The sequence below is a fragment of the Sporosarcina sp. YIM B06819 genome (assembly GCF_033485175.1).
Classification (GTDB): Bacteria; Bacillota; Bacilli; order Bacillales_A; family Planococcaceae; genus Sporosarcina.
On the sequence record NZ_JAWLIQ010000015.1, the window covers coordinates 38787 to 63060 of the forward strand.

Annotated in this window: 25 protein-coding genes; 18 read left to right on the plus strand and 7 right to left on the minus strand. The window is 41.9% G+C overall.

Features of this window, described 5'->3' with window-relative positions; genetic code table 11:
* Positions 1-21: 21 nt before the first annotated feature.
* Complete coding sequence (locus tag R2B72_RS11560) at positions 22-891, minus strand: peptidylprolyl isomerase (protein ID WP_318616724.1); 870 nt, start codon at positions 889-891, stop codon at positions 22-24.
* Between the two features lie 144 nt (positions 892-1035).
* On the opposite strand from R2B72_RS11560, the gene R2B72_RS11565 reads away from it, so the two are divergent.
* Entirely contained in the window at positions 1036-1128 is a 93-nt protein-coding gene (locus R2B72_RS11565) for a YjcZ family sporulation protein (protein ID WP_192598653.1), read from the plus strand.
* Between the two features lie 69 nt (positions 1129-1197).
* On the opposite strand, the gene R2B72_RS11570 is transcribed toward R2B72_RS11565, so the two are convergent.
* The 5 genes from R2B72_RS11570 to R2B72_RS11590 all read right to left on the minus strand — a co-directional run bounded on the left by R2B72_RS11570 (position 1198) and on the right by R2B72_RS11590 (position 3874).
* Entirely contained in the window at positions 1198-1389 is a 192-nt protein-coding gene (locus R2B72_RS11570; RefSeq protein WP_404830757.1) for a hypothetical protein, read from the minus strand.
* Between the two features lie 54 nt (positions 1390-1443).
* Positions 1444-2007, minus strand: a complete 564-nt coding sequence (locus R2B72_RS11575) for an HTH-type transcriptional regulator Hpr (protein ID WP_412177833.1) — start codon at positions 2005-2007, stop codon at positions 1444-1446.
* Between the two features lie 206 nt (positions 2008-2213).
* Positions 2214-2576 (minus strand): YtxH domain-containing protein, encoded by a 363-nt coding sequence (locus R2B72_RS11580; protein ID WP_318616726.1) that lies wholly within the window; start codon positions 2574-2576, stop codon positions 2214-2216.
* Positions 2577-2735: 159 nt separating this feature from the next.
* Complete coding sequence (locus R2B72_RS11585) at positions 2736-3284, minus strand: tryptophan transporter (protein ID WP_318616727.1); 549 nt, start codon at positions 3282-3284, stop codon at positions 2736-2738.
* Positions 3285-3454: 170 nt separating this feature from the next.
* Positions 3455-3874: an HIT family protein gene (locus R2B72_RS11590; protein ID WP_318616728.1), complete on the minus strand. Its 420-nt coding sequence runs from the start codon at positions 3872-3874 to the stop codon at positions 3455-3457.
* 370 nt (positions 3875-4244) lie between these two features.
* Here R2B72_RS11590 and R2B72_RS11595 point away from each other — a divergent pair, with 370 nt between their 5' ends.
* The 6 genes from R2B72_RS11595 (at position 4245) to R2B72_RS11620 (ending at position 13366) form a co-directional block, all read left to right on the plus strand.
* The gene (locus tag R2B72_RS11595; RefSeq protein ID WP_318616729.1) at positions 4245-4985 is read left to right on the plus strand and encodes an ABC transporter ATP-binding protein; all 741 of its coding nucleotides are present in this window, start codon (positions 4245-4247) and stop codon (positions 4983-4985) included.
* The gene (locus R2B72_RS11600) at positions 4978-6189 is read left to right on the plus strand and encodes an ABC transporter permease (protein ID WP_318616730.1); all 1212 of its coding nucleotides are present in this window, start codon (positions 4978-4980) and stop codon (positions 6187-6189) included. The genes R2B72_RS11595 and R2B72_RS11600 overlap by 8 nt, the downstream gene beginning before the upstream one ends.
* Before the next feature lie 144 nt (positions 6190-6333).
* Positions 6334-6570 carry an IDEAL domain-containing protein gene (locus R2B72_RS11605; RefSeq protein ID WP_318616731.1) on the plus strand — a complete coding sequence of 79 codons (237 nt, stop codon included), beginning with the start codon at positions 6334-6336 and terminating at the stop codon, positions 6568-6570.
* Positions 6571-6914: 344 nt separating this feature from the next.
* The gene (gene uvrB, locus R2B72_RS11610; RefSeq protein ID WP_318616732.1) at positions 6915-8897 is read left to right on the plus strand and encodes an excinuclease ABC subunit UvrB; all 1983 of its coding nucleotides are present in this window, start codon (positions 6915-6917) and stop codon (positions 8895-8897) included.
* 6 nt (positions 8898-8903) lie between these two features.
* On the plus strand, positions 8904-11807 hold the full coding sequence (uvrA, locus tag R2B72_RS11615; protein WP_318616733.1) for an excinuclease ABC subunit UvrA: 2904 nt from the start codon (positions 8904-8906) through the stop codon (positions 11805-11807).
* Between the two features lie 311 nt (positions 11808-12118).
* Positions 12119-13366: a DUF4097 family beta strand repeat-containing protein gene (locus R2B72_RS11620; protein ID WP_318616734.1), complete on the plus strand. Its 1248-nt coding sequence runs from the start codon at positions 12119-12121 to the stop codon at positions 13364-13366.
* 124 nt (positions 13367-13490) lie between these two features.
* Here the strand turns inward: R2B72_RS11620 and R2B72_RS11625 are convergent, their stop codons facing one another.
* On the minus strand, positions 13491-14048 hold the full coding sequence (locus R2B72_RS11625; RefSeq protein WP_318616735.1) for an N-acetylmuramoyl-L-alanine amidase: 558 nt from the start codon (positions 14046-14048) through the stop codon (positions 13491-13493).
* Between the two features lie 137 nt (positions 14049-14185).
* Here R2B72_RS11625 and hprK point away from each other — a divergent pair, with 137 nt between their 5' ends.
* The 11 genes from hprK to whiA all read left to right on the plus strand — a co-directional run bounded on the left by hprK (position 14186) and on the right by whiA (position 24271).
* The gene (hprK, locus tag R2B72_RS11630; RefSeq protein WP_318616736.1) at positions 14186-15136 is read left to right on the plus strand and encodes an HPr(Ser) kinase/phosphatase; all 951 of its coding nucleotides are present in this window, start codon (positions 14186-14188) and stop codon (positions 15134-15136) included.
* 3 nt (positions 15137-15139) lie between these two features.
* The gene (gene lgt, locus R2B72_RS11635) at positions 15140-15949 is read left to right on the plus strand and encodes a prolipoprotein diacylglyceryl transferase (RefSeq protein ID WP_318616737.1); all 810 of its coding nucleotides are present in this window, start codon (positions 15140-15142) and stop codon (positions 15947-15949) included.
* 14 nt (positions 15950-15963) lie between these two features.
* Positions 15964-16908: a nucleoside recognition domain-containing protein gene (locus R2B72_RS11640; RefSeq protein ID WP_318616738.1), complete on the plus strand. Its 945-nt coding sequence runs from the start codon at positions 15964-15966 to the stop codon at positions 16906-16908.
* Positions 16901-17554: a pyrophosphatase PpaX gene (gene ppaX, locus R2B72_RS11645; protein WP_318616739.1), complete on the plus strand. Its 654-nt coding sequence runs from the start codon at positions 16901-16903 to the stop codon at positions 17552-17554. The genes R2B72_RS11640 and ppaX overlap by 8 nt, the downstream gene beginning before the upstream one ends.
* Positions 17551-18066 (plus strand): acyltransferase, encoded by a 516-nt coding sequence (locus R2B72_RS11650; RefSeq protein WP_318616740.1) that lies wholly within the window; start codon positions 17551-17553, stop codon positions 18064-18066. Before ppaX ends, R2B72_RS11650 begins: the two co-directional genes overlap by 4 nt.
* Before the next feature lie 95 nt (positions 18067-18161).
* A complete protein-coding gene (locus R2B72_RS11655; protein WP_318616741.1) occupies positions 18162-19685 on the plus strand; it encodes a tetratricopeptide repeat protein in 1524 nt (507 codons plus the stop codon).
* A gap of 100 nt (positions 19686-19785) precedes the next feature.
* Positions 19786-20736 (plus strand): thioredoxin-disulfide reductase, encoded by a 951-nt coding sequence (gene trxB, locus R2B72_RS11660; protein ID WP_318616742.1) that lies wholly within the window; start codon positions 19786-19788, stop codon positions 20734-20736.
* A gap of 202 nt (positions 20737-20938) precedes the next feature.
* The gene (locus R2B72_RS11665) at positions 20939-21421 is read left to right on the plus strand and encodes an NUDIX hydrolase (RefSeq protein WP_318616743.1); all 483 of its coding nucleotides are present in this window, start codon (positions 20939-20941) and stop codon (positions 21419-21421) included.
* Positions 21418-22308 carry an RNase adapter RapZ gene (gene rapZ, locus R2B72_RS11670; RefSeq protein ID WP_412177827.1) on the plus strand — a complete coding sequence of 297 codons (891 nt, stop codon included), beginning with the start codon at positions 21418-21420 and terminating at the stop codon, positions 22306-22308. The genes R2B72_RS11665 and rapZ overlap by 4 nt, the downstream gene beginning before the upstream one ends.
* A gap of 4 nt (positions 22309-22312) precedes the next feature.
* Entirely contained in the window at positions 22313-23290 is a 978-nt protein-coding gene (locus R2B72_RS11675) for a YvcK family protein (RefSeq protein ID WP_318616800.1), read from the plus strand.
* Positions 23291-23326: 36 nt separating this feature from the next.
* Positions 23327-24271, plus strand: coding sequence for a DNA-binding protein WhiA (gene whiA, locus R2B72_RS11680; protein ID WP_318616744.1), 945 nt, complete (start codon positions 23327-23329; stop codon positions 24269-24271).
* Positions 24272-24274 lie beyond the last annotated feature (3 nt).

Below are 24274 nucleotides of genomic sequence, written 5' to 3' on the forward strand. Positions count from 1 at the left end.
ATAGGGACAGCTTTTTTGGAATTATTTTTTGTCAGCTTCAGCTGGTAAGTAAGCTTCAAGTACATTTTTGAAATCATCATTTTTAATTTTGATATCAGCATCTTTTAGTAGGCTGACAATTTTTTCTTCAAATTTAATACCTGTTAATTTGTTTTTTGCTTCAGCCTTTAGTTCTTCGTCAGTCTTTTCAAGTTCTACCTTGCGCGTATCCATCAATTCGATGATGTGGAAACCGTGCATTGTTTGAACAGGTTCACTAATTTCACCTTTTTTCAAAGCGAAAGCAGCTGCTTCGAATTCAGGAACCATTTTACCAACACCGAACCAACCAAGGTCGCCGCCTGATTCTTTTGCAGCTGGCTCAGTGGAATATTCTTTTGCTAATGCTGTAAAATCTCCACCTTCTTTCAGCTTCGCAAGAACTTCCTCAGCTGTTTTTTTGTCTTTAACAAGAATATGGCGGGCATGAACTTCTTTTTTCATATCTTCAATCGTAGCATTGATTTCCTCGTCAGAGATTTCTATGGAATCAATCAATCTTTCTTGTAGCATTTTTGATTTCACGTTTTTTTCAAAGTAATCTTCAGTTATGTTATTTTGTAGCAGGTACATTTCGAAGCTGTCTCCAAATTGTTCTTTTTGCTTATCGACTTCTTCTTTTAATTCTTTGTCTGTAATTTTAAACTCGTTTTCAATTGTTTGTTGGAGAATTAAGTTTTGAACAACTTGTTGACCAATTGCATCTTTCATTTCTTCATATAGATCAGCTTGTGTGATATTCCCAATTTTAGAAGTAGCAATGATTGCATCGTCAGCGGTATTTTTATCACTACATGCTGAAAGTGCAAGAACAAATGCCGCCATTGTGAGTGCTAATACAGTTTTTTTCATTTTAATTTCTCCCCTAACTTTTATGTGCAACAGTAAACACTATATCATATAAGCGCTTTGAAAACAAAAAGGTTCCCCGGATAATTTGCCCATAACGTCGTCAAAACTTCGCATAGGATGTATAGAGAGAGAGGGGGTGCTCAAATGAGCGGATATAACCAAGGTTCTTCGGGCTTCGCGTTGATTGTTGTGTTGTTCATCTTACTGATTATTGTCGGTGCAGCCTTCTTGTACTAAACCTAGCAGCTTAAATAATGTAAAAAGTCCATTTCCCCTTGCTGGGGACAATGGACTTTTCTTTATGATTTAGACATTCAACAGGATTTCGACATAAAAGGATAAAATTAAAATAGTGACGAGAATATTGACCGTTTTATAGATTTTCGGCTGTTTCTCTTCGGGGATTTCCCGTGATTCACATAGCGCATATGTCATCTTATTGATTTGGAACAAATAAAATAATGAGAACAGAATTGTAATTACAAGGATCAAGTCCATTCCTCCCCTTCAGCTTAACAAAGTAATCATAGCAGAAGTTCTGCTGAAATGAAATTATTTTTCACCAGCAATCGGCAATGAATGTATGCTTTCAACTTGTTCGTCCGTTACGGTCGATTCCTGACGGCTATCAAATGAGTTTTCAAGGTTTTTAAAGCCCTGCTCAAAAATTTCCATGAAGTCTTCTCCATATATATTGCGGATAACAGACATCACTTCAAGAAATTCCGGGAATTTCCCGTAAAGCTCCTTAATAGGCAGTGAACCTTCTAAAATATCACGATTGGAATTAAAATAATTATCATTCATTTCAAGGAGCAGCTTTTCGCCTTCTGCTGTTACTGAAACATATGTATTACGTCTGTCATCATCTTTTTTATAGAAGATTAAATAGCCACGCTGTTCTAGTTTCTTCGAGAAATTAAATGCCGTAGAGACATGCATCACTCCGAATTTAGCAATATCAGAAATAGTTGCAGCTTGAAGGTGGTAAGAAATCCATAAAATGTGATGCTCATTAATATTCAAGTCATAGGGTTTGATCCAATGTTGCCAATCCTTCTCGACCGCTTTCCAAAGTGCTTTTGACATTTGTGCAACGCGTTGACTGAACATCATGGCATCCTTTGGAGAAAACTTTTGATCTGACACGGAGACACCTACTTTCTATATATATATTATTATTTCTTTTATTATAGCAGGAAAACAAAGAAGAGAAAAGTAAGAATTGCAGAAAAACTTTTTTCTGAATTCATTCTTCGGCGGATGTCGCGGATTTTCATAATAAAAAAGGTTATCCAAGTTCGTTTGGACAACCTTGTGAATCATTTCTGCTGTGCAACAAGTGACTGTTCAAGTTCTTCAAGCGCTTTTTGAATGGCTACAATTTCTTTTTCCATTCGCTCCTTGTTCGGTTCGGTCGCTTGTTGCCATTTTTCAACCGAGCCTTTAATGCCTTCGATAGCTACCGGAATGGCTTCTTTTGCTTCTTGCGTTAGATTTGAAATGGAATCTTTCAAATCATCAACGCAGCCTTTGACATCTTTGATTTTGTCCTTCATATCGGTTGAGGCGTTTTTTATCGTTTTCCGAAGTTCATTTCCCGGTTGAGGGGTCGAATATAATACTGTAACCGCGGCCGCAACAGAGCCGGCTACGAGTCCGAGGAAAAATGTAGATGCTTTCATTGTGTAGCACTCCTTTCTTGGTGAATAGTATTTATCTCATATTATTATTAAAACATGGAAGCGCGGTCTGGGCAATTAAGAACTGAAATTTACAAATCATTAAAGCGCTTATAAATAAAAAAGCTTTCCGTATGTGGACGGAAAGCTATGCATATATAGTCAGTTGGACATGACTGTTTTAAATGAAGTTCGTTTCATTAGCCCTTTGACGATTGGATAGATGATGAAAAATGCGACACAGTTCATAGCGATTGCTGGAACAACAACGATTGTGAACAATCCTGTAAAAGCGGCCATTGGTGATGCGAAACCAGGGATTGTTGCACCAAGGATAAACAATGCAACCGATAAGAAAATAGCACCTGATAGAACAGTTCCAATGCCAGTCATAATTGTCGTAGCAATCAAGTTGCTAGTGAACTTCTTAAATACGATAACAAGAGCATAAATGACAAATGCCGTGACAAATTTGTCGACAATATTGGGGATGAAACCACCAGGGAAACTAGAGAACAGCCCGGATATGACACCAGTTGTGACAGCAAGTAAAAATACATTCTTCGTTTGCGGGAATAATAATATACCGATAAACATCATCGTTAGCATGAAGTCAGGCTTCATACCTTCACCATACCCTGGAATGATTACATACAATGCAGCACCTACCGCGACCAATAACGCCATTAACACAAGATTTTTCGTATTCATTTCTCATCTCTCCTCAGCTCAACTAGTATTATGCGTTTCTCCTGACGTATCCTCATGATCGGCAGCGAAAAACTTACTATGAATCATACACTCTATTCAGAAACTAAGCAAGACAATTTTATTCAAAACCCTATTGAATAAAATTGAGTCGCCGGCGGGTGCCGCAGATTTCATAGTTGGCTACGAATACCCGTAGCGAATGCAGTAATTTGTTCAGCGGTATAGGCCTCATCATTTGTTTTAACGGCTAATTGGAAGCCATCTGTTTCATCATAACGAGGGATAAAGTGTAGATGGAAATGGAACACAGCTTGTCCAGCAAAAGCACCGTTGTTTTGTAGTAAATTCATTCCTTTTGGATTAAATTCAGCTTGGATAGCGTTTGCAATTTTTGGTGCAACGGTAAATAGTTGAGAGGCTTGTTGTTCTGTCATATCATAGATATTTTCACAATGTGTTTTGGGAATGAGTAAGACGTGTCCTTTCGTGGCAGGCATAATATCCATGAAGGCATAGACGTGTTCGTCCTCATACACTTTCATGCTTGGGATGGTACCTTCGATAATCTTACAAAAAATACATGCAGTCATTTTGGCACTTCCTTTCATTAATGAGACAAGTGTAGCATAATTTATCTTGAATCATCAGAAGTTCCCTGATGATTCAAGATAAAGGAAGGCAACCTAAGTGCGCCACTTCCTGAATATGTGCCTTAATTTCTGCAAAAAGCGCAGAAATACGGCCAATCGAACCCTTCGCAGTTCGATTGGCAACGGTTGCATGACTGACATCCTGTCTTCCCGCGGATGTCACGGATTTTTAGGGGAGCTTTTCGAGCTCGCTCGAAAAAAATCCGGACGCAATCACGCCGAGGCGTGATTGATCTTATTGTATAAAAGTGAGGCAAAGCATTTTTAACCGTTTTTTGTTAAACTTATGAAAGATGAATGGGGGATGGATATGACAATTCTTGAGATGAAAGATGTAACTGGCGGCTATACACGTAAACCCGTCCTGCATGATTTATCATTTAACATAGGACAAGGTGAGCTTGTTGGGTTGATTGGCCTAAACGGGGCTGGAAAAAGTACGACGATTAAACATATTATTGGGCTGATGAATCCGCATAGTGGCGAAATACGCGTCAACGGGGTGACGTTTAGTGAAGATCCTGAAACCTATCGCAAGGCGTTCACTTATATTCCTGAAACGCCGATTCTTTATGAAGAGTTGACCTTGAGAGAACATCTTGAGCTGACAGCGATGGCTTATGGGCTTGAAAAAGAGATATTTGAGGCGCGTTCGGAAATGTTATTGACTGAATTCCGGATGGAAAAGAGATTGAACTGGTTCCCAGCGCATTTTTCTAAGGGAATGCGGCAAAAAGTAATGATTATGTGTGCGTTCCTCGTCAATCCTTCGTTATATATTATTGATGAGCCGTTTGTGGGGCTTGATCCACTCGGTATTAAATCACTTCTTGAGCAGATGACTGAACGTAAAGACAATGGCGCTTCGGTTTTGATGTCTACTCACGTTTTGTCAACAGCAGAAAAACATTGCGACAGAATTATTTTGCTGCACGACGGACGAGTGCGAGCGGAAGGTACGATGGACGATTTAAGAAAAGCATTTGGACGTCCGGGTGCATCCTTAGATGATCTGTATATCGCGATGACAGAGGAAGCGGACAATGAATAATTTACGTGAAATATGGGGGTCTCGGTTCGTCCACTATATAACCGAACTCCAAAAATATTTGAAATATGTATTTACAGGCCATTTGGCAATTGTGCTCGTTTTTACAATTGGGGCAGGGGGCTACGCGTATAGTGAATGGCTGAAGGAGGTTCCTGCAGAATTCCCGGCGGCATTGCTGGCGGCAATTGTGCTTGGAGCGGCGCTTGTTTTTTCGGCACCCGTGACACTGTTGAAGCCGGCGGATACGGTTTATTTTCTACCTCTTGAAAATAAACTCGGGATGTATATTAAACAATCATTACGCTGGACATTTTTCTCGCAGTTGCCTTTACCGTTTCTACTATATATTATCGCCTTGCCATTATTAGCTGCCACGGGGACAGGTACAAGGACAGAAATTGTAAGTATTGCCATTCTCATGGTACTCGTTAAGCGGGTATTTGTTGTCACTGAATATAATTTCCGGCATGCGTGTGAGGGAAGAAATGTTTGGACAGACCGTGCCATTCGATTTGTGCTGGCAGGTCTACTCATTTTCAACGGACTTGTTGGAAATATGCTGCTCCTCCCAGTTATTGCTGTCTTACTAGGGCTGTATAGCTTTCATTGGGCGAAACAGAGGAAAGAAAAACCGTTCCCTTATGATCATTTTATCGAACTTGAACAAAATCGAATGATGCGTTTTTACCGTTTTGCGAACTATTTCACGGATGTCCCGCATTTGAAAGGCTCTGTAAGTAGAAGAGGCTGGATTGGATTAGTATTCGATGCGCCGAAGTTTGGACAAACGGTGCCTCAATCTTATCTTGTGAGGCGGACATTCATCCGAACGGATGATATTTTCTGGTTATGGATAAGGCTAACTGCGTTGTCTGCACTTGGAGCGCTATTCATTCCATTTCCGATTGTCATATTCGTGTTTTCTGGCGCACTTGCATTTGCTTCGGCAGTACAGCTCATCCATGCGTTACGCGCAGGAGACGAGTTCCGAATGGATATGCTGTTTCCTGAACAGGAAGACACACGACCCGCAGCAATTAAGAAGATGGTTCGAACGGTGCAATGGATTCAAGCGGCAGTCGTTACGGTTACTGCATTGTTTCTATATGGAATGGCCGCAACACCGTTGTTAATAGGTGCAGTCATTATAATTATTTCAGAAGCAACCATCCATTTGACAGGTGAAAAGGAAGAATTTGAATGAAAGAAGCCGTTCCAATGATATATTGGAGCGGCTTCTTTGTGTTGATTTCTTCATACGTAAAAATAAAAATAGAATATTCCCAAAATCCTTGCAACTTACCCCGAAAAGTAGATATAATAAATAAAAGGCATCGGGGTGAGCGAGATGGAAAATAATTATTCATATGCAGAGTTTTTGAAAGCCGTTGGGAAAAATAGTTCTTCACTCCAATCGGAAAAACTGTTGAATGACATTTACATGGACCTATTCCTAAACCACATTCACCGTCAACAAACAAAGGAGCGACTCATGGGACTGATTGATCTGTCTCTTGATTGTCGTGACGCACAGGCATTTCATATGCATTCAGAAAGCCTTAGAAAATTAGAAGAAGTAAATTAAAAATTGAGGACGTTGCATGGAACAATACATGCAACGTTTTTTTATGTAAAGTTGTCCTAAAAAAACGTACGTTCGTTTTTATTCGTGAAAAACAATAACATGTGATAAAATAAACGTAACTTGATTCAACTGAATCAAGTTACAGCCTCCGGCGGATGTCACAGATTTTGAATGGAGTTAAGAAGGCAACCTAAGTTCGCCGCGTCCTGCGGCAACGGTTGCATGACCAGCAAGGAAGGATGTAGTTCAATCCTTCCCCCGTGCTGGCCTCAAGCTCAATTCAAAATCTGGACGCAATTACGCCAAGGCGTAATTGATTTATTCATTGGGAGGCCGGGACCATTATGGTGCGAAAATTTAACTTGCAAGCCCCTTATACACCACAAGGCGATCAGCCGTATGCGATCGCGAAATTATTGGAAGGACTTGACCGAGGCGACAAGCACCAGACACTACTCGGTGCGACAGGAACAGGGAAGACATTCACAGTATCGAATGTCGTAAAGGAAATCAATAAACCGACCCTCGTCATTGCCCATAACAAAACGTTGGCAGGTCAGTTATATAGTGAATTCAAAGAGTTTTTTCCAGACAATGCGGTTGAATACTTTGTCAGTTATTACGATTATTATCAACCAGAAGCGTATGTACCTCATACAGATACGTTTATCGAGAAAGATGCCAGTATCAATGATGAAATTGACAAACTAAGGCACTCCGCAACCTCTGCGTTATTCGAGCGCAATGACGTCCTAATTGTAGCATCGGTTTCTTGTATTTACGGTCTCGGTTCGCCGGAGGAATATCGTGAACTCGTTGTGTCATTACGTACAGGGATGGAAATTGGCCGTAACGACTTGCTACGTAAATTTGTCGATATTCAATATGAGCGAAATGACATTAGCTTTACCCGCGGGACCTTCCGTGTCAGAGGCGATGTAGTGGAAATATTCCCAGCATCCCGCGACGAACACTGTATGCGCATTGAATTTTTTGGTGATGAAATTGACCGAATTCGTGAAGTGGACGCACTAACAGGCGAAATTCTTGGTGAACGTGATCATATCGCAATATTCCCGGCATCTCACTTCGTCACACGCGAAGAAAAAATGGTACAGGCTATTGATAATATTGAAGCCGAACTGGAAGAACGATTGAAGGAATTACGCGGGAATGACAAGCTATTGGAAGCGCAACGCCTTGAACAGCGAACGCGCTACGATCTTGAAATGATGCGCGAAATGGGCTTCTGTTCAGGGATTGAAAACTATTCACGTCATTTGACACTACGTCCAGCTGGTGCCACGCCGTATACCTTGCTTGACTATTTCCCCGATGATTTTCTAATTGTGGTCGATGAAAGTCATGTGTCGTTACCGCAAATAAGGGGTATGTTTAATGGTGACCAAGCACGAAAAAATGTTCTTGTTGAACACGGTTTTCGTCTGCCTTCAGCGCTTGATAATCGGCCGCTGACATTTGCAGAATTCGAGGGGCATGTCAAAGAAGCGATTTACGTTTCTGCAACCCCGGGTCCTTATGAAATCGAGCATACCCCTGAAATGATCGAGCAAATTATCCGTCCGACGGGACTCCTTGACCCGACGATAGATGTTCGCCCAATTGAAGGACAAATTGATGATCTTATAGATGAAATAAATGAACGAACGAAGAAGAATGAGCGTGTTCTTATCACAACATTGACGAAGAAGATGTCGGAAGATTTAACCGATTATTTGAAAGAAATCGGTATCAAAGTGCAATATCTTCATTCCGAAATCAAGACACTAGAACGCATTGAAATCATTCGCGAGCTGCGTATGGGTACATACGATGTCCTTGTCGGGATTAACTTGCTGAGGGAAGGAATCGATATCCCAGAAGTGTCACTTGTGACGATTCTGGACGCGGATAAGGAAGGTTTCCTGCGATCTGAGCGTGCGCTTATCCAAACGATTGGCCGGGCGGCGCGTAATTCGAACGGTCATGTCATCATGTATGCGGATCGAATGACGGACTCGATGACAAAAGCAATCGATGAAACGGATCGACGTCGTGCGATTCAAAAGGCTTACAATGACAAGCATGGTATTACACCAACGACGATTAAAAAAGAAATTCGCGAAGTTATTCGTGCAACTCAAGTAGCCGAGGAAGTTGTTTCTTATTTTGATAAGATCACAAAAGGCAAGAAACTGACAAAGGACGAGAAAACAACGCTTGTTGCTTCGCTGGAAAAAGAGATGAAAGAAGCGGCAAAAGCGCTTGATTTCGAACGTGCTGCGGAACTAAGAGATACAATTTTGGAACTGAAGGTTGAGGGGTGAAAGGTTATGAAGAACAACGAAATCGTCATACAAGGTGCCAGAGCACATAATCTGAAAAATATTGATGTTTCGATTCCACGTGACCAACTTGTCGTCATGACAGGCTTATCGGGGTCGGGAAAATCCTCTTTGGCATTTGACACCATTTATGCAGAGGGACAACGTCGATACGTTGAATCACTATCAGCATACGCACGCCAGTTTTTAGGTCAGATGGACAAGCCAGATGTCGATGTTATTGAAGGGCTATCTCCGGCCATTTCCATCGATCAAAAAACGACTAGCCGTAACCCACGCTCGACAGTAGGAACTGTCACAGAAATTTATGATTATCTGCGTCTGCTGTATGCGCGTATTGGGAAGCCGATTTGTCCGATTCATGGCACGGAGATTTCATCCCAGACGATTCAACAAATGGTGGACCGTCTATTGCAATTGCCGGAACGCTCCCGTATCCAAGTGCTGGCACCTATCGTGTCTGGCCGCAAAGGAACCCATGTGAAATTAATTGAAGATATTAAAAAACAAGGGTATGTGCGCATCCGAGTAAACGGTGAAATCATCGACCTAGATGATAATATCGAGTTAAATAAAAACAAAAAACACAATATCGAAGTCGTGATTGACCGCATTGTCATGAAAGAAGATATCGCAGCTCGTTTAAGTGATTCTCTTGAATCGGCGTTACGTCTAGCAGAAGGCACTGTTCTCATCGACGTCATAGACGGAGAAGAGCTGTTATTTAGCGAACATCATGCTTGCCCGTTATGCGGATTTTCAATTGGTGAATTGGAGCCGCGAATGTTTTCATTTAATAGTCCATTCGGTGCTTGTCAGGATTGTGATGGTTTGGGATCGAAGCAAGAAGTCGATCCAGATTTAATCATCCCTGATTCGTCCAAATCGTTACGTGATCACGCTATTGCGCCGTGGGAGCCAACTAGCTCTCAATACTATCCCGAGCTATTAAAAACAGTTGCTGATCATTTTGGGATTTCGATGGATGTACCGGTCAGTGAATTGCCAGAGGATGACTTGGACAAGCTATTAAAGGGCTCGCAAGATGAAAAAATACGCTTCCGTTACACAAATGAATTTGGTGGTACGCGGGACAGCAATATTTATTTTGAAGGAGTTCTTGCGAATGTTGAACGTCGTTATAAAGAAACGTCCTCGGATTATATTCGCGAACAAATGGAAAAATATATGGCCCAACGCCCTTGTCCAACATGTGCGGGTTATCGTTTGAAGGAAGAAACGCTCGCGGTGAAAGTGTCCGGCGTCCATATTGGTAAGGTCACGGAATTATCGATTGTTGAAGCGGATCAGTTTTTCAAAAACCTTCAGTTGTCCGAAAAAGATGCTCAAATTGCTAAGCTGATTTTACGTGAAATTGATGAACGGCTTGGTTTCCTCATTAACGTTGGACTCGACTATTTAACATTATCGAGAGCAGCAGGCACATTGTCTGGCGGCGAAGCACAACGAATTCGTCTTGCTACGCAAATCGGCTCGCGGTTAACAGGCGTCCTCTATATTTTAGATGAACCATCGATTGGCTTGCATCAACGCGATAATGATCGACTCATCGGTACGTTGAAAAGTATGCGGGATATCGGCAATACGTTAATCGTTGTGGAGCATGATGAAGATACGATGATGGCAGCTGATTATTTGATTGATATTGGACCAGGTGCTGGAGTTGCAGGTGGACAAATCGTGTCGGCTGGTACACCAGATAAGGTGATGAATGACCCAAATTCATTAACAGGTCAATATTTAAGCGGCAAGAAGTATATTCCATTACCCGTGGAACGACGGAAAGCAGACGGTCGGAAAATCTCCATTAAAGGTGCTTCGGAAAACAACTTAAAAAATGTCAATGTGGATATTCCACTCGGGCAGTTCATCGCCGTCACGGGGGTATCGGGATCAGGGAAAAGTACGCTCATCAATGAAGTCCTTTACAAAGTACTGGCCCAGAAATTAAACCGTTCCAAACAAAAGCCTGGCGACTATAAGTCTGTCACAGGTATTGAAGAACTAGAAAAGGTGATTGAAATCGATCAATCGCCAATCGGACGCACGCCAAGATCGAATCCTGCAACGTATACGGGTATGTTCGACGATGTACGTGATGTCTATGCATCGACTAATGAAGCAAAAGTACGGGGCTATAAAAAAGGACGTTTTAGCTTCAACGTCAAAGGTGGACGTTGTGAAGCGTGCCGCGGCGATGGCATTATCAAAATTGAAATGCATTTCTTGCCTGATGTCTATGTACCTTGCGAAGTTTGTCATGGCAAGCGTTATAATCGTGAAACATTAGAAGTGCACTATAAAGGAAAAAATATTTCAGAAGTGTTAGGAATGACGGTCGAAGATGCACTCGTATTTTTTGAAAATATCCCGAAGATCAGTCGGAAACTGCAGACGATCGTGGATGTCGGGCTTGGCTATATCCAATTGGGCCAACCTGCCACAACTTTATCAGGAGGAGAAGCGCAGCGTGTGAAATTAGCCTCTGAGCTACATAAACGCTCGAACGGTAAATCATTTTATATTCTCGATGAACCGACAACAGGTTTGCATGTCCACGATATATCTAAGCTGTTGATTGTCTTGCAACGACTTGTCGATACGGGCAATACAGTTCTCGTTATCGAACATAATTTGGACGTCATTAAAACCGTTGACCATATTATCGACCTTGGACCTGAAGGGGGAGATAAGGGCGGACAAATTATTGCAACGGGCACACCTGAAAAAGTAGCAGATAGTGACAAGTCTTACACAGGTTATTATTTGAAACCAATTCTTGAGAGGGACCGCAAGAGAATGGCGTCTACAATTGAAGCGGCTGAGAACCTTGATCAATTACGCCTTGGCGTAATTGCGTCCAAATTTTGAATTGTGCCCGCGGGATGCGGGTATGCAGTCGTTGCGAATCGAACTGCGAAGGGTTCGATTTGCCGTATTTCTGTGCATTTTGCAGAAATTAAGGCACATAATCAGGACGTCGCGAACTTAGACTGCCTTCTTAACTCCCTTCAAAATTTGTGACATCCGCCGGAGGCTCAACTTGATTCAGCAGGAAGGTTGTATTCCCTGCTGAATCAAGTTGTTGAATCAAGTTAGTTGAAACCTTTTCGGATACCAGTCGTATATATAGATAACAAAACGGAGCAATCCGTATAACGATACTACTAGGAGGCGCGAGGATGCAAAATGAACGACAACGAATTTTAGCGATGCTAGAAAACGGAACGATCACGACAGACGAAGCACTAACACTTCTAGAAACATTGGGACAATCTAAGCAAACAGCAAAGCCCGTTGAGACGGAGCAAGTGACTGAAGAAGTGACGCTATCCAAACAACAACCCGTCGAAGAGGAAAGAGAAGAAGAAAAGGAACCACAACTACAACAAACTGATCATCAACAAACAGAGCAACAGCAATCCGCTACACAGGACTTTGAGTTTGACAAAAAAGAAGACAACGAACCTTCTCTAGATGAATTTCTGGATGATTTACGTAAAGATTTCTCTAATGTAGGGGATCGTTTTATGCAATTCATGCAAACAGCTGTCCAGAAAGTGAAATCATTCGACTTTGATTCACCTTTTGGCAATTCGATTACATTCAATCATGCACTGACAAAATCATCCGAAGGTGTTAATGAAGTGATTATCGACATCGACAATGGTAAAGTGACAATCCACCATGATGAGGTGGATGAAATTCGTGCAGAGTTTGCAGTGAAGACGTATACGGGTGATTCGGAAGAAAAGGCGAAAGAAGATTTTTTGGATAAGTTATTATTCGTCAATGATGAAGGTAAACTAAGAATTTCAAGTGATTTGAAAATGGTCCAAGTAAATGTAGAATTATTTGTTCCCAAAAAGGACTATGCAAGAATCTCTGCCCGCTTACTAAATGGTTCATTCAAAATGAAAGATGCAATAGCTGAAACAGTACGTATTAAAACAGCCAATGGGAAAATCGAGATTGCTGGATTGATGTTTAAAGACGGCGAATTTGAAACAGCTAATGGCTCTATCGCATTAAACAATGTGAAGGGCAACAGCATTGAAGCTGAAACATTGAATGGCCGTATCTATATCGACGGCGCAGTAAAAGATGTAGAAGCGCAATCGTTGAATGGTCATGTAGTTGTCACAACAACAGATCCAGCAGCCGAGAAAATCGAAGCGAAAACGATGAGTGGCTCAGTTGAAATTTATATTCCAAGCGGCGTTGCCCTATCGGGTGAAATTACTTCTAATATGGGTCGCCTAGATTTACAACTAGATGACATCAATCGTACTGCTGAGCAGGAGCAATTGCTACAACGAACGATTCGATTTAAAAAGGATGTTGAAGGAAATTCTTCTCCAATTCACATTTTTGGTGAAGCGAAAACAGGATCTGTTCTAGTTTGTTATAACGCAAAACATGAAGAATAAACATGCCTGAAGACTGCCTTAGCACTAGAAATGGTGATAAGGCATTTTTTTGTAATTCCATAGGGTCGTTCTGATTAGATCAAGATAAAGCCCCAATTGTCTAGTCTACACTTGAGACTTCAATTTATAGTTTCCCTCGGTATGCCCATGCCGTGATTGCAAAGGAGATCGCTTTCGCGCATTGCTTGCGATAGGCCTTCTGTAATAATAATGCAGCTTCTTGCCGATGGGTCATGAATCCACATTCAATGAGAACGGCAGGCATGTTGGTTTCACGCAAAACAGCAAAATCCGCTTTTTTTACACCTCGATCTGTTCGGTTGCACGCCATTATGAGTGAACGTTGAATAAGGGAAGCGAGTGCCAGAGATTCTTGACTAGCTGTTAGGTAAGCGTATGTCTCGATACCATTTGCTAGATTCCAATTCGTTCCGTAGGCATTTGCATGGATGGAGATAAACGCCTCGACCTGCATCTTATTGGCATATCTTGTCCGCTCGGCAAGCGAGACATCTTTCTGTTCGTCATGAGCGAAGTAGACGGTTAGTCCTTCCTCCATAAGGTATTGCTGAATGAGATTTGCCACAGCGCTGTTAAAGCTAAATTCTCGTAGTAGCCCGTCTGGCGACCGTTTTCCTGCTGTTTCTGGGCCGTGGCCAGCATCAATCATGATTTTCATCATTTTATCCCCTCCTTATCCTCTATATAGGAAAAAGGGAGGGGGAAATGGACGGCTTTGATGCTAAATTTTTTCATTTACAAAATGGCATGGTAAAATGGGAAATAGATGTTTGAAAAATAGAAAAAGGGGGCATTACCATGTCTTTTGTAACGGTAAGGGATGTTCAGGAAGCATTATTTCTGGAGTTGAGTGCTGGAGAAGTGGGCATTGATCAACCCATACATACAAGTGATATTTCAAGACCAGGACTAGAAATGGCAGGTTATTTTAATTTTTATCTTTCCGAGCGTGTACAACTCCTTGGGAAAACAGAATTGTCGTTTTTTGCGAAGTTGACAGATGCTGAACGATTAGATCGGATGCACAGGCTTTGTTCACCTAAACCACCAGCTATTATTGTGGCGCATGAAATGGAAATACCGGCCGAATTGATTGAAGCCGCGACCGCTAATGGTGTCCCGGTTTTATATACGGATATTCCGACAACTAGATTTTCGGGCATGCTGACGAATTTCCTTGGAGGCAGGCTTGCACCGATGAAGGCAGTCCACGGTGTACTCGTCGATGTTTATGGAATTGGTGTTTTGATCACAGGTAAGAGTGGTGTAGGAAAAAGTGAGACAGCACTTGAGTTGGTGAAGAGAGGACATCGCCTTGTAGCGGATGATCTTGTGGAAATTAGACAAGTAGCGAAGAATGTCCTGATTGGTAACCCACCCAAACTTCTGGAGCATATGCTTGAAATTCGTGGTGTTGGCATTGTGGATATGATGACACTGTTCGGTGCGAGTGCAATAAGAAGTGACAAGCGAATCCTAATGGTCATCGATTTGGAGATTTGGGACCCCGATAAGATTTATGATCGACTCGGTATCGATGAGGAGAAGTTGAAAATCATGGATTCTGAATTGACAAAGCTAACGGTACCCGTACGTCCAGGCCGAAATCTATCTGTTATTATCGAAGTGGCAGCCATGGATTATCGAATGAAAAGACTGGGTGTCAATGCGGCAGAGGAATTTGCGAAAAAAGTAAACAGTGCAATTCTAGACAATCCAAATCAGGTTGATGACGAAAGGACAGAATGATACATGTTTGATTTATTAGCAATTAACCCGATTGCATTTTCACTAGGTCCCATTGAAGTACGCTGGTATGGTATTTTAATCGCACTTGGTATTGTACTGGCGTTCATCGTCGTTCAAAAAGAAATGGTCAAACGAGGTATGCATCCAGATTTTCTAACGGATTTACTCATCTGGGCGGTTCCGATATCTATAATAACAGCGCGAATCTATTACGTTATTTTTACATGGGATTATTATCAAGATCATCCGGGGCAAATTATTCAAATTTGGCAAGGTGGAATTGCAATCCATGGCGCGCTGATTGGTGCGTTTATTACGACATATGTCTATACGAAGCGCCGTGGTATTTCATTCTGGAAGACGACTGATATTGCCGCTGCTGGGCTGTTGATTGGTCAAATTATTGGACGCTGGGGAAATTTCATGAATCAAGAGGCGCATGGCGGACCCGTTTCTGCGAAATTTTTGGAAACGACAATCATACCCGACTGGATTATGAATCAGATGACTATCGAAGGTGTAACTTATCATCCAACATTTCTTTATGAATCGATGTGGAATATCGTGGGATTGGTTATCATCCTGCTGTTACGTAAAGTGAGTTTGAAGCGTGGCGAAATGTTTTTGTTCTATCTGATTTGGTATTCTGCAGGACGGTTCTTTATAGAGGGCATGCGTACGGATAGCTTGTATGTCATCGGAGAACTTCGAGCGGCGCAACTAGTATCTGTTGTGACGATTATAGTAGCAATAGCTATTTTCATCATCAGACGCTATGTTTTAAAAGTGAAAGAGAATTACCAAGATAAATAAAAAGGGGTAGGGAAATGGGGACGCTTCAAAATGGTCTGAAAGCAGGGCTTCGGACAACGTGGACGTTGGGGAAAATTATTTTCCCGATTACTGTACTCGTCGTCATCTTACAACATACACCCGTGTTGCCCTGGGTTATTCAGCTAGTCGCACCAATTATGGGGGTATTCGGTTTAAGTGGAGAGGCTGCGATTCCGTTAGTACTAGGTAACGCACTCAATTTATATGCAGGAATTGCAGGTATACTATCGTTGGAATTGACGGTGAAAGAAGTATTCATCATCGCCACTATGCTGTCGTTTTCGCATAATATGTTTATCGAAACAGGTGTTGCCCTAAAAGTCGGTGTAAAGTTGTGGATTGTACTTGTTGTGCGTTTTGGATTAGCTTCTTTATCAGCTATTATCATCAATTTATTATGGCAAGGCGGAGGCGAAACAGCACAGTATGGGATGGCTCCTAAAGTGACGGATATACCAGATGGTTGGTTGGAAATCGGCTTGATGGGTGTCCAAAAAGCATCATTTGGTGTGTTACAACTGGCGCTTATCGTCATTCCGTTAATGATTATTGTGCAATTTTTGAAAGATCGGAATTACTTGCAGAAGTTTTCGGAGAAGTTGGCACCCTTTACAAAAGTGATTGGTGTACAACCGAATGCTTCAATGACACTTGTGGCCGGTTTAGTGATTGGGCTTGCTTACGGGGCTGGCGTTATGATCCAGGCAGTACAAGAAGATGGCGTCAGTAAGAAAGATGCAACTTTGGCGTTCATATTTCTGGTGGCCTGTCATGCTGTTATTGAAGATACGCTGATATTTATGCCACTAGGTATTCCTATTCTCCCATTGCTACTCATCCGTGTTGTGACAGCTTTCGTCTTGACCATCATCGTTGCGTATATTTGGAAACGGACGGAACAACAGAAAGAGAAAGGGGTTTCAGTGGCAGATGGTTAAACCAATTACGACGTTATTATTTGATTTTGATGGAACTTTACTGGATACGAATGAGTTGATTATTCGATCTTACCAGCATGTCCTTGATAAGCATTATCCTGGGAAATATAAGCGAAGTGATATTTTACCTTTTCTTGGACCTCCATTGATGGAAGCGTTTAGCAAAGTTGACCCTCAAAGGGTTGAGGAGTTTACCGAAGAATATCGCACTTGGAATAAAGAGATGCATGATGAACTTGCAAGTGAGTTTGATGGTGTTTCTAAAACTATGCAGTTGCTAAAGGCAGCAGGTTTGAAAATGGCCATCGTCTCAACGAAGAGAAAGGATATGGTTTTAAGAGGGATAGAACTTCTCGACGTAGATGGGGTCTTCGACGTCATCATTGGTATAGATGATGTCACGAAAGCGAAGCCAGACCCAGAACCGATTTTACTTGCACTTGAACGTTTGGGGGCCTCCGCGGATGAAGCGCTCATGATTGGTGACAACTATCACGATATCGAGGGCGGTAAAAATGCGGGGGTCCGTACTGCGGGAGTGGCGTGGAGTGCTAAAGGAGAAGCGTTTTTGCAGACATTTCATCCAGACTTTATGCTACAGCATATTTCAGATTTACTTCACATCGTCAAAGGTGAAGAAATTTGAGGCGGACTGAACGGTATCCGGCAAAAGGTGGGGCCAATTCACTGTGGCATATTTATAAAACTGTGCCGTTTTTCAAAGTAGCAAAAAACTTTGCCGTTATTCAGTTGTCGAGATATACTCCGTTCATCCCGATGAAGAACTTTTTGTTCCGTACATTTTTGAAAATGGAAGTGGGCCATCAAACATCCTTTGCATTGATGGTCATGCCGGATGTCATGTTTCCAGAGCGGATAAAAGTAGGAGATAACTCCATTATTGGTTTCAATACGACAATTCTGGCCCATGAATATTTGATTGATGAGTACCGAATTGGTGATGTGATAATCGGAAAGAATGTCTTAATTGGAGCGAATACGACGATTTTGCCGGGAGTGGAAATTGGCGATGGTGCCATTGTTTCGGCGGCATCGCTAGTGAACCGAGACATTCCTCCGGGCGTATTTGCGGGTGGAAATCCAGTAGCCATCATCTTTACAGAACAGCAAATGAGAGAACGCCAACAAAATAACTGAAAACGAATAGCGTTTGAGTAACTTATGCTATAATAGGCAACAATACGAGAAGGAACGTATGGTACGTTCCTTTTTATTTTTTCGGGGGAATATGATTGGACAAACAACGTAAGATGCAGGATAAAAAAATTATTTCTTTCATTCCAGACGGTGAATTTTATTATAATAAAGCACTTCAGGCGATGCAACGTGACCGCTTTGAGGATGCACATAGGTATTTAAAAAGAGCAACAGAGCTAAGCCCCGATAATTCGAACATTATCATGCAATATGGCGTATTAGTGATGGAAGAAGGACGTTTCGAAGAAGCTCATGAATTGCTAATGGCTGCCCATACACTCGCCCCGTTAGAACAGGAAATTATTTTCTATTTGGCGGAGGTGCATGCCCATCTTGGGATGTTGCGTGATGCGAAGATGTATGCGGAAAAATATATTTCGTTAGATCCGAATGGCCCGTTTGCTGATGAATCAATGGAAATTATCGACTTTGCAGAACAAGAAGAAGCATTTTTTGAAGACGACGAGATGCCCGATGGGGAAGCTTATTTTCTTCAGGAGAAAGCACGAAGTCTTATGGAGTCAGGTAAATTCAATGAAGCAGTGGAATTACTTGAGTCAATTATTGTGGAATATCCCGAGTTTTGGGCAGCTTACAATAACTTGGCGCTGGCTTATTTTTATATTGGAAAAACCGTGCGAGCGAGTGAGTTATTGCATGAAATCTTAAGTAAAAGTAAAGGAAATATACACGCCCTTTGTAATCTTGCTGTCTTTTATTATTATGAAAAAAAGGAAGAAGAACTGGATTCTCTTCTTGATTTATTGGTGAAAATTAAGCCTTATCAATTTGAGCATCGCTATAAGCTAGGTGCGACATTTGCGCTTGTTGGGAGGCATAAGGAAGCCTATAACTGGTTGAGAAGTTTACAAAAGCGCGGCTTCCAAGGTGATGCAGGTTACTATTTCTGGTTAGCGCATTGTGCTTATTTCTCTGGACATGAAGAAGTAGCAAAAGAGTCATATGCAACACTCGTGGACATGGATCCAACGAAGGCTGGTTATGAGCCATGGAAAGATGTCCAAGCGGATATTCAAGCTGATTCGCTTGAACAGGATCGGGATTTTTTGTTGGGGAAAATCCGAAATGCTTATCGCAGTGAGCGCATGTTTGGCTTTTATCTTCTTGGGAAATCAGGTCATAAGCAAGAAATTATCTCGCATCCATCTTATATTGATGTTGACAAACTAAGTGATGTTGAACAATTATTTTTGGCGAGTGGTATCGATTATGATTTCATGCCAGAAACGACTTTTGACCAATCATTTTTACGTGCACTTGAAACGACTGAGTTGCTGTATGCTAAATATCGACCATTGGATAAACAGGCGTCACATCTTTTTCAAATGTGGTTTACCCTTTGCGAAACTGCATTGAGCCGCGATTATTTGTTTCGGAATCCAGCGGCCTTGGCGGCAGCAACGGACTACATGTTTCAGTCATCGCGCTATTCAGGGATAACGAAAACAGCGATTGCGAGAGAGTTTGGTGTATCTGTTCCTACATTAACGAAGTATGTAGGTGAATTGATCGAATTTCTGCCACAATTTGATGTGTGATGTATCGTTTAATAAGCAGAAAAGTTGATTGAAGTAAGCCATTCTTATACGCTTTGGTTAGAGTAGAGGAAGAGTCAATGGAGTCAAGGAGGAAATGAACATGACAACTGAAAAAATCTATGATGTCATTATTATTGGTGCTGGGCCAGCTGGACTGACAGCAGCTGTCTATACATCACGTGGGAATTTATCTACGCTAATGCTTGAGCGTGGGATACCTGGTGGTCAAATGGCAAATACAGAGGAAATTGAAAACTATCCTGGATTTGAAACGATTTTAGGTCCAGATTTATCGACAAAAATGTTTGAGCATGCGAAGAAGTTTGGTGCTGAATATGCCTATGGTGACGTGACGGAAGTTATCGATGGTGAAAGCTTTAAAACAATTATTGCTGGCGGCAAAGAATATAAGACACGTGCCATTATTATTACAACAGGTGCAGAATATCGCAAAATGGGTATTCCAGGTGAAAGTGAGTTGACAGGTCGCGGCGTAAGTTATTGTGCGGTTTGTGATGGTGCATTTTTCCGTAAAAAAGAACTCGTTGTCATCGGCGGCGGAGATTCTGCGGTTGAAGAAGGAACGTATTTAACACGCTTTGCAGACAAAGTAACGATTGTTCATCGTCGAGATGAGTTGCGTGCACAAAAGATTCTTCAAGAACGTGCGTTCGCCAACGATAAAATTGAATTCATTTGGAATTCGACCGTTAAACAAGTGAACGAAAAAGACGGTAAAGTTGGTTCAGTAACGCTTGTGTCAACGGTAGATGGAGCGGAAAAGGACTTTGAAACAAATGGTGTATTCGTCTATATCGGAATGGATCCGCTAACGGCTCCATTTGAAAAACTAGGTATTCTTGATGAAAATGGGTATGTAAAAACCAACGATATTATGGAAACATCTGTGCCTGGTATCTACGCGGCAGGAGATGTACGTGAGAAATTATTGCGTCAAGTTGTTACAGCGACTGGTGACGGTAGTATTGCCGCACAGGCTGTGCAGAAATATGTTGAAGAATTGATGGAGAAATTAGGCGCCAAGGCTTAATCAAACCTTAATATGACTGTAACAGTCATGCAACATTGCTGGGGTATAGTAAACGTATCAATTGACCCCCCTTTTGATATAGCAATTTACAAAAAAAGGCCATTCACTAGAATATTCTAGTGGGTGGCCTCCTTTTTCATGTTGTTTATTGGCAATACGTTGTATAATAAATGTATGCGCTTAAAAAGGTGAGGATAGACAAATGCAAAGAATCGCAAACTTACTCGTAGTGAAAGACGGTCAAGTATTATTATTAAAAAAACCTCGTCGCGGTTGGTATGTAGCCCCTGGTGGCAAGATGGACCCGGGTGAGTCGGTTTACGAGGCAGCAGCGAGAGAATTTGTAGAAGAAACGGGTGCCGAGGCTATTGAGCCGCATTTAAAAGGTGTTTATACGATGGTTATTGTGGATGACACAGGTGAACATGTTAAAAATGAGTGGATGCTTTATACATTTTTGGCGCGCGATTTGATGGGTACACCATTTGAAACAACAACGGAAGGTGATCTCGAATGGCACCCCGTTGAAAGTTTACAGACGCTTCCAATGGCGGAAGGGGATCGCACGAATTTATTGTTTGCAGTGTCACAGCTTGGCATACAATATGGAACGTTCTTTTACACCGAGGAATTTAAGCTGTTGAAAGAAGAAATTCAGCATTCTAGGGAAGGTGATAGGTTATGACAGAAATGGAAACACCAAATAGCGATGTTGAAATCGTCATTATTACTGGGATGTCGGGTGCAGGTAAAACTGTTGCCATGCAGAGCTTTGAAGATCTTGGCTTTTATTGTATCGATAATTTGCCTCCTGAATTGTTAGTGATGTTTCTTGATTTGATGATGAAATCGGAAAATCGCATGAGACGAATTGCGGCTGTCATGGATACGCGGGGAGGCGATCTTTTCGATTCGCTCATCGGTGCGCTAGATGATTTGTTGCGTATGGAAGGCGTATCTTCTCGCATATTATTCCTCGATGCAGATGATGAGACGCTCGTTCGACGTTATAAAGAAACAAGGCGCTCACATCCTTTAGCTGATGGCGGATTGCCACTAGCGGGTATTCAAAAAGAACGGCTGCTACTATCGGAATTGAAAGGCAGAGCCCGCTCAATCTATCAAACATCGAGTTTGAAGCCGAGGGCATTGCGAGAAAAGATTATGGCTGAGTTTTCCACTAAGGATAGTGCTGGCTTTACCGTAAACTTTATTTCATTCGGATTTAAACATGGCATGCCAATTGATGCGGATGTCGTATTCGATGTACGATTCTTGCCAAATCCTTTTTATATTCAGGAATTAAAAGTGAAAACAGGGCTTGATAAGGAAGTCTACGACTATGTCCTCAAGTGGAGTGATACGCAGATTTTAATCGACAAGTTGACAGATTTGTTCAAGTTTCTCATTCCGCAGTATAAGAATGAAGGAAAATCACAAGTTGTCATTGCGTTTGGGTGTACTGGAGGGCAACATCGTTCGGTAACGCTCGCTGAATTTTTTGGAGCGAGATTCAAGGATGAATACCGGACTTTCATTACCCATCGGGATGTTGAAAAGAGAAAGGGATGACACCATGTCTCGATCCGGTAAATTGAAAAAAGTAGTTGCCTTCGGTGGTGGAACCGGATTATCGACGTTATTACGCGGGTTAAAAAGTCATCATATTGACTTGACGGCAGTTGTGTCGGTAGCCGATGATGGAGGTAGTTCTGGCAGACTTCTGGATGAATACGATATTCCACCTCCTGGTGATATCCGCCAGGTATTGGCAGCGCTTTCAGATGTTGAGCCGCTTATAGAGAAGATGTTTCAATATCGATTTTCATCCTCAGAGGATTTGAAAGGGCACTCGCTTGGCAATCTTATGCTAACTGCGATGACGGATATTACAGGTGATTTTGCCCGTGCAATCGAGCAAATGAGTCGTGTTTTGAACATCAAGGGGAAGGTATTACCAGCTGCTAATCAACGGATTACATTGCATGCGGAACTGGAAGATGGCACAATTGTAACAGGAGAGTCCAAAATTCCGGTTTATGGTCGAAGGATTCGCAAAGTGTATATGTCTCCGCAGGAAGCAGAGCCATTGCCTGAAACGGTTGATACCATTATGGGGGCAGATCTCCTCGTCTTTGGTCCAGGTAGTTTGTATACGAGTATTTTACCGACAATACTTGTTCCAGCAATTCGAGAAGCTGTATTGGCATCTAAGGCGAAAAAAGTATATATTGGTAACTTGACAACGCAAGCAGGTGAGACGTATCGTTATACGGCCTCAGAGCATGTCCAGGCATTGTACGATCATGCGGGTGCGGCTTTTATTGACGCGGTATTATTGAATGGTGCGGATATAACAGCGTTGCTTGGCAGGAAAGAACAAACGGAAGCACCATGGCCGGTTATAAATGATTTGGAGAACTTACAGCAGCTTGTTCCAAGCATCATCGTAAAGGATATCGCATTAGTAAATGGGGAACTTGTGATGCATGACCCAGGGAAAGTCGCGAATTGGCTCATGGATTATATAGATAGTGCTGTAAAAACGGAATAGACGTGATCGTCGCCGGGAAAGGGGACTTGAAAAATCATGTCTTTTGCTTCAGAAACAAAAAAAGAAATGACGCAAATTGAAGCAGATGATTGCTGTATAAAGGCAGAAATTGCGGCATTCATTAGAATGAATGGGGCACTGTCCTTTTCAAACAAACAGTTAAGTCTTGATGTACAAACTGAAAATGCAGCGATTGCTAGGCGTCTATATTCGAATGTAAAGCGGCTGTATCCGTATAAAGTGGAATTACTTGTGCGGAAAAAGATGCGCTTGAAAAAAAATAATGTGTATATTTGTCGAATACGGGAAGGTGCCAAATCACTTCTTGAGGAACTACTCATTTTGACGGGAACATTCCAGTTTAAAAATGAGATATCACCGGCATTAGTGAAGAAGAAATGTTGCCAGCGTGCTTACTTACGAGGTGCTTTTCTAGCCGGAGGTTCGGTTAATAATCCGGAAACATCCTCCTATCACCTCGAAATCTTTTCAATCTATAAGGAACATAGTGATGCACTTGTCGAATTGATGAATAAATATCAGTTGAACGGCAAGTCGATTGAACGCAAAAAGGGTTATATTGCTTACTTGAAGGAAGCCGAGAAAATATCGGATTTCCTAAGTATTGTTGGAGCTCATGTATCACTGATGAAATTCGAGGATGTGCGGATTATACGGGATATGCGCAATAGCGTAAACCGACTTGTAAATTGTGAAACAGCGAATCTGAATAAAACGATTGGGGCTGCACAGCGCCAAGTTGAAAATATAAAGTTTATCGAAAATACGATTGGTTTAGGTCAATTACCAGATAGACTGCAAGAAATTGCGCGACTTCGAGTAGATAATCAAGATATTACGTTAAAAGAGCTTGGTGAATTAGTTTCAGGCGGAACCGTTAGTAAGTCGGGCGTGAACCACCGCTTAAGAAAAATAGAGGAAATTGCAGAAAATCTCCGTAGTGGGGGCATTGGAAGCTGACAA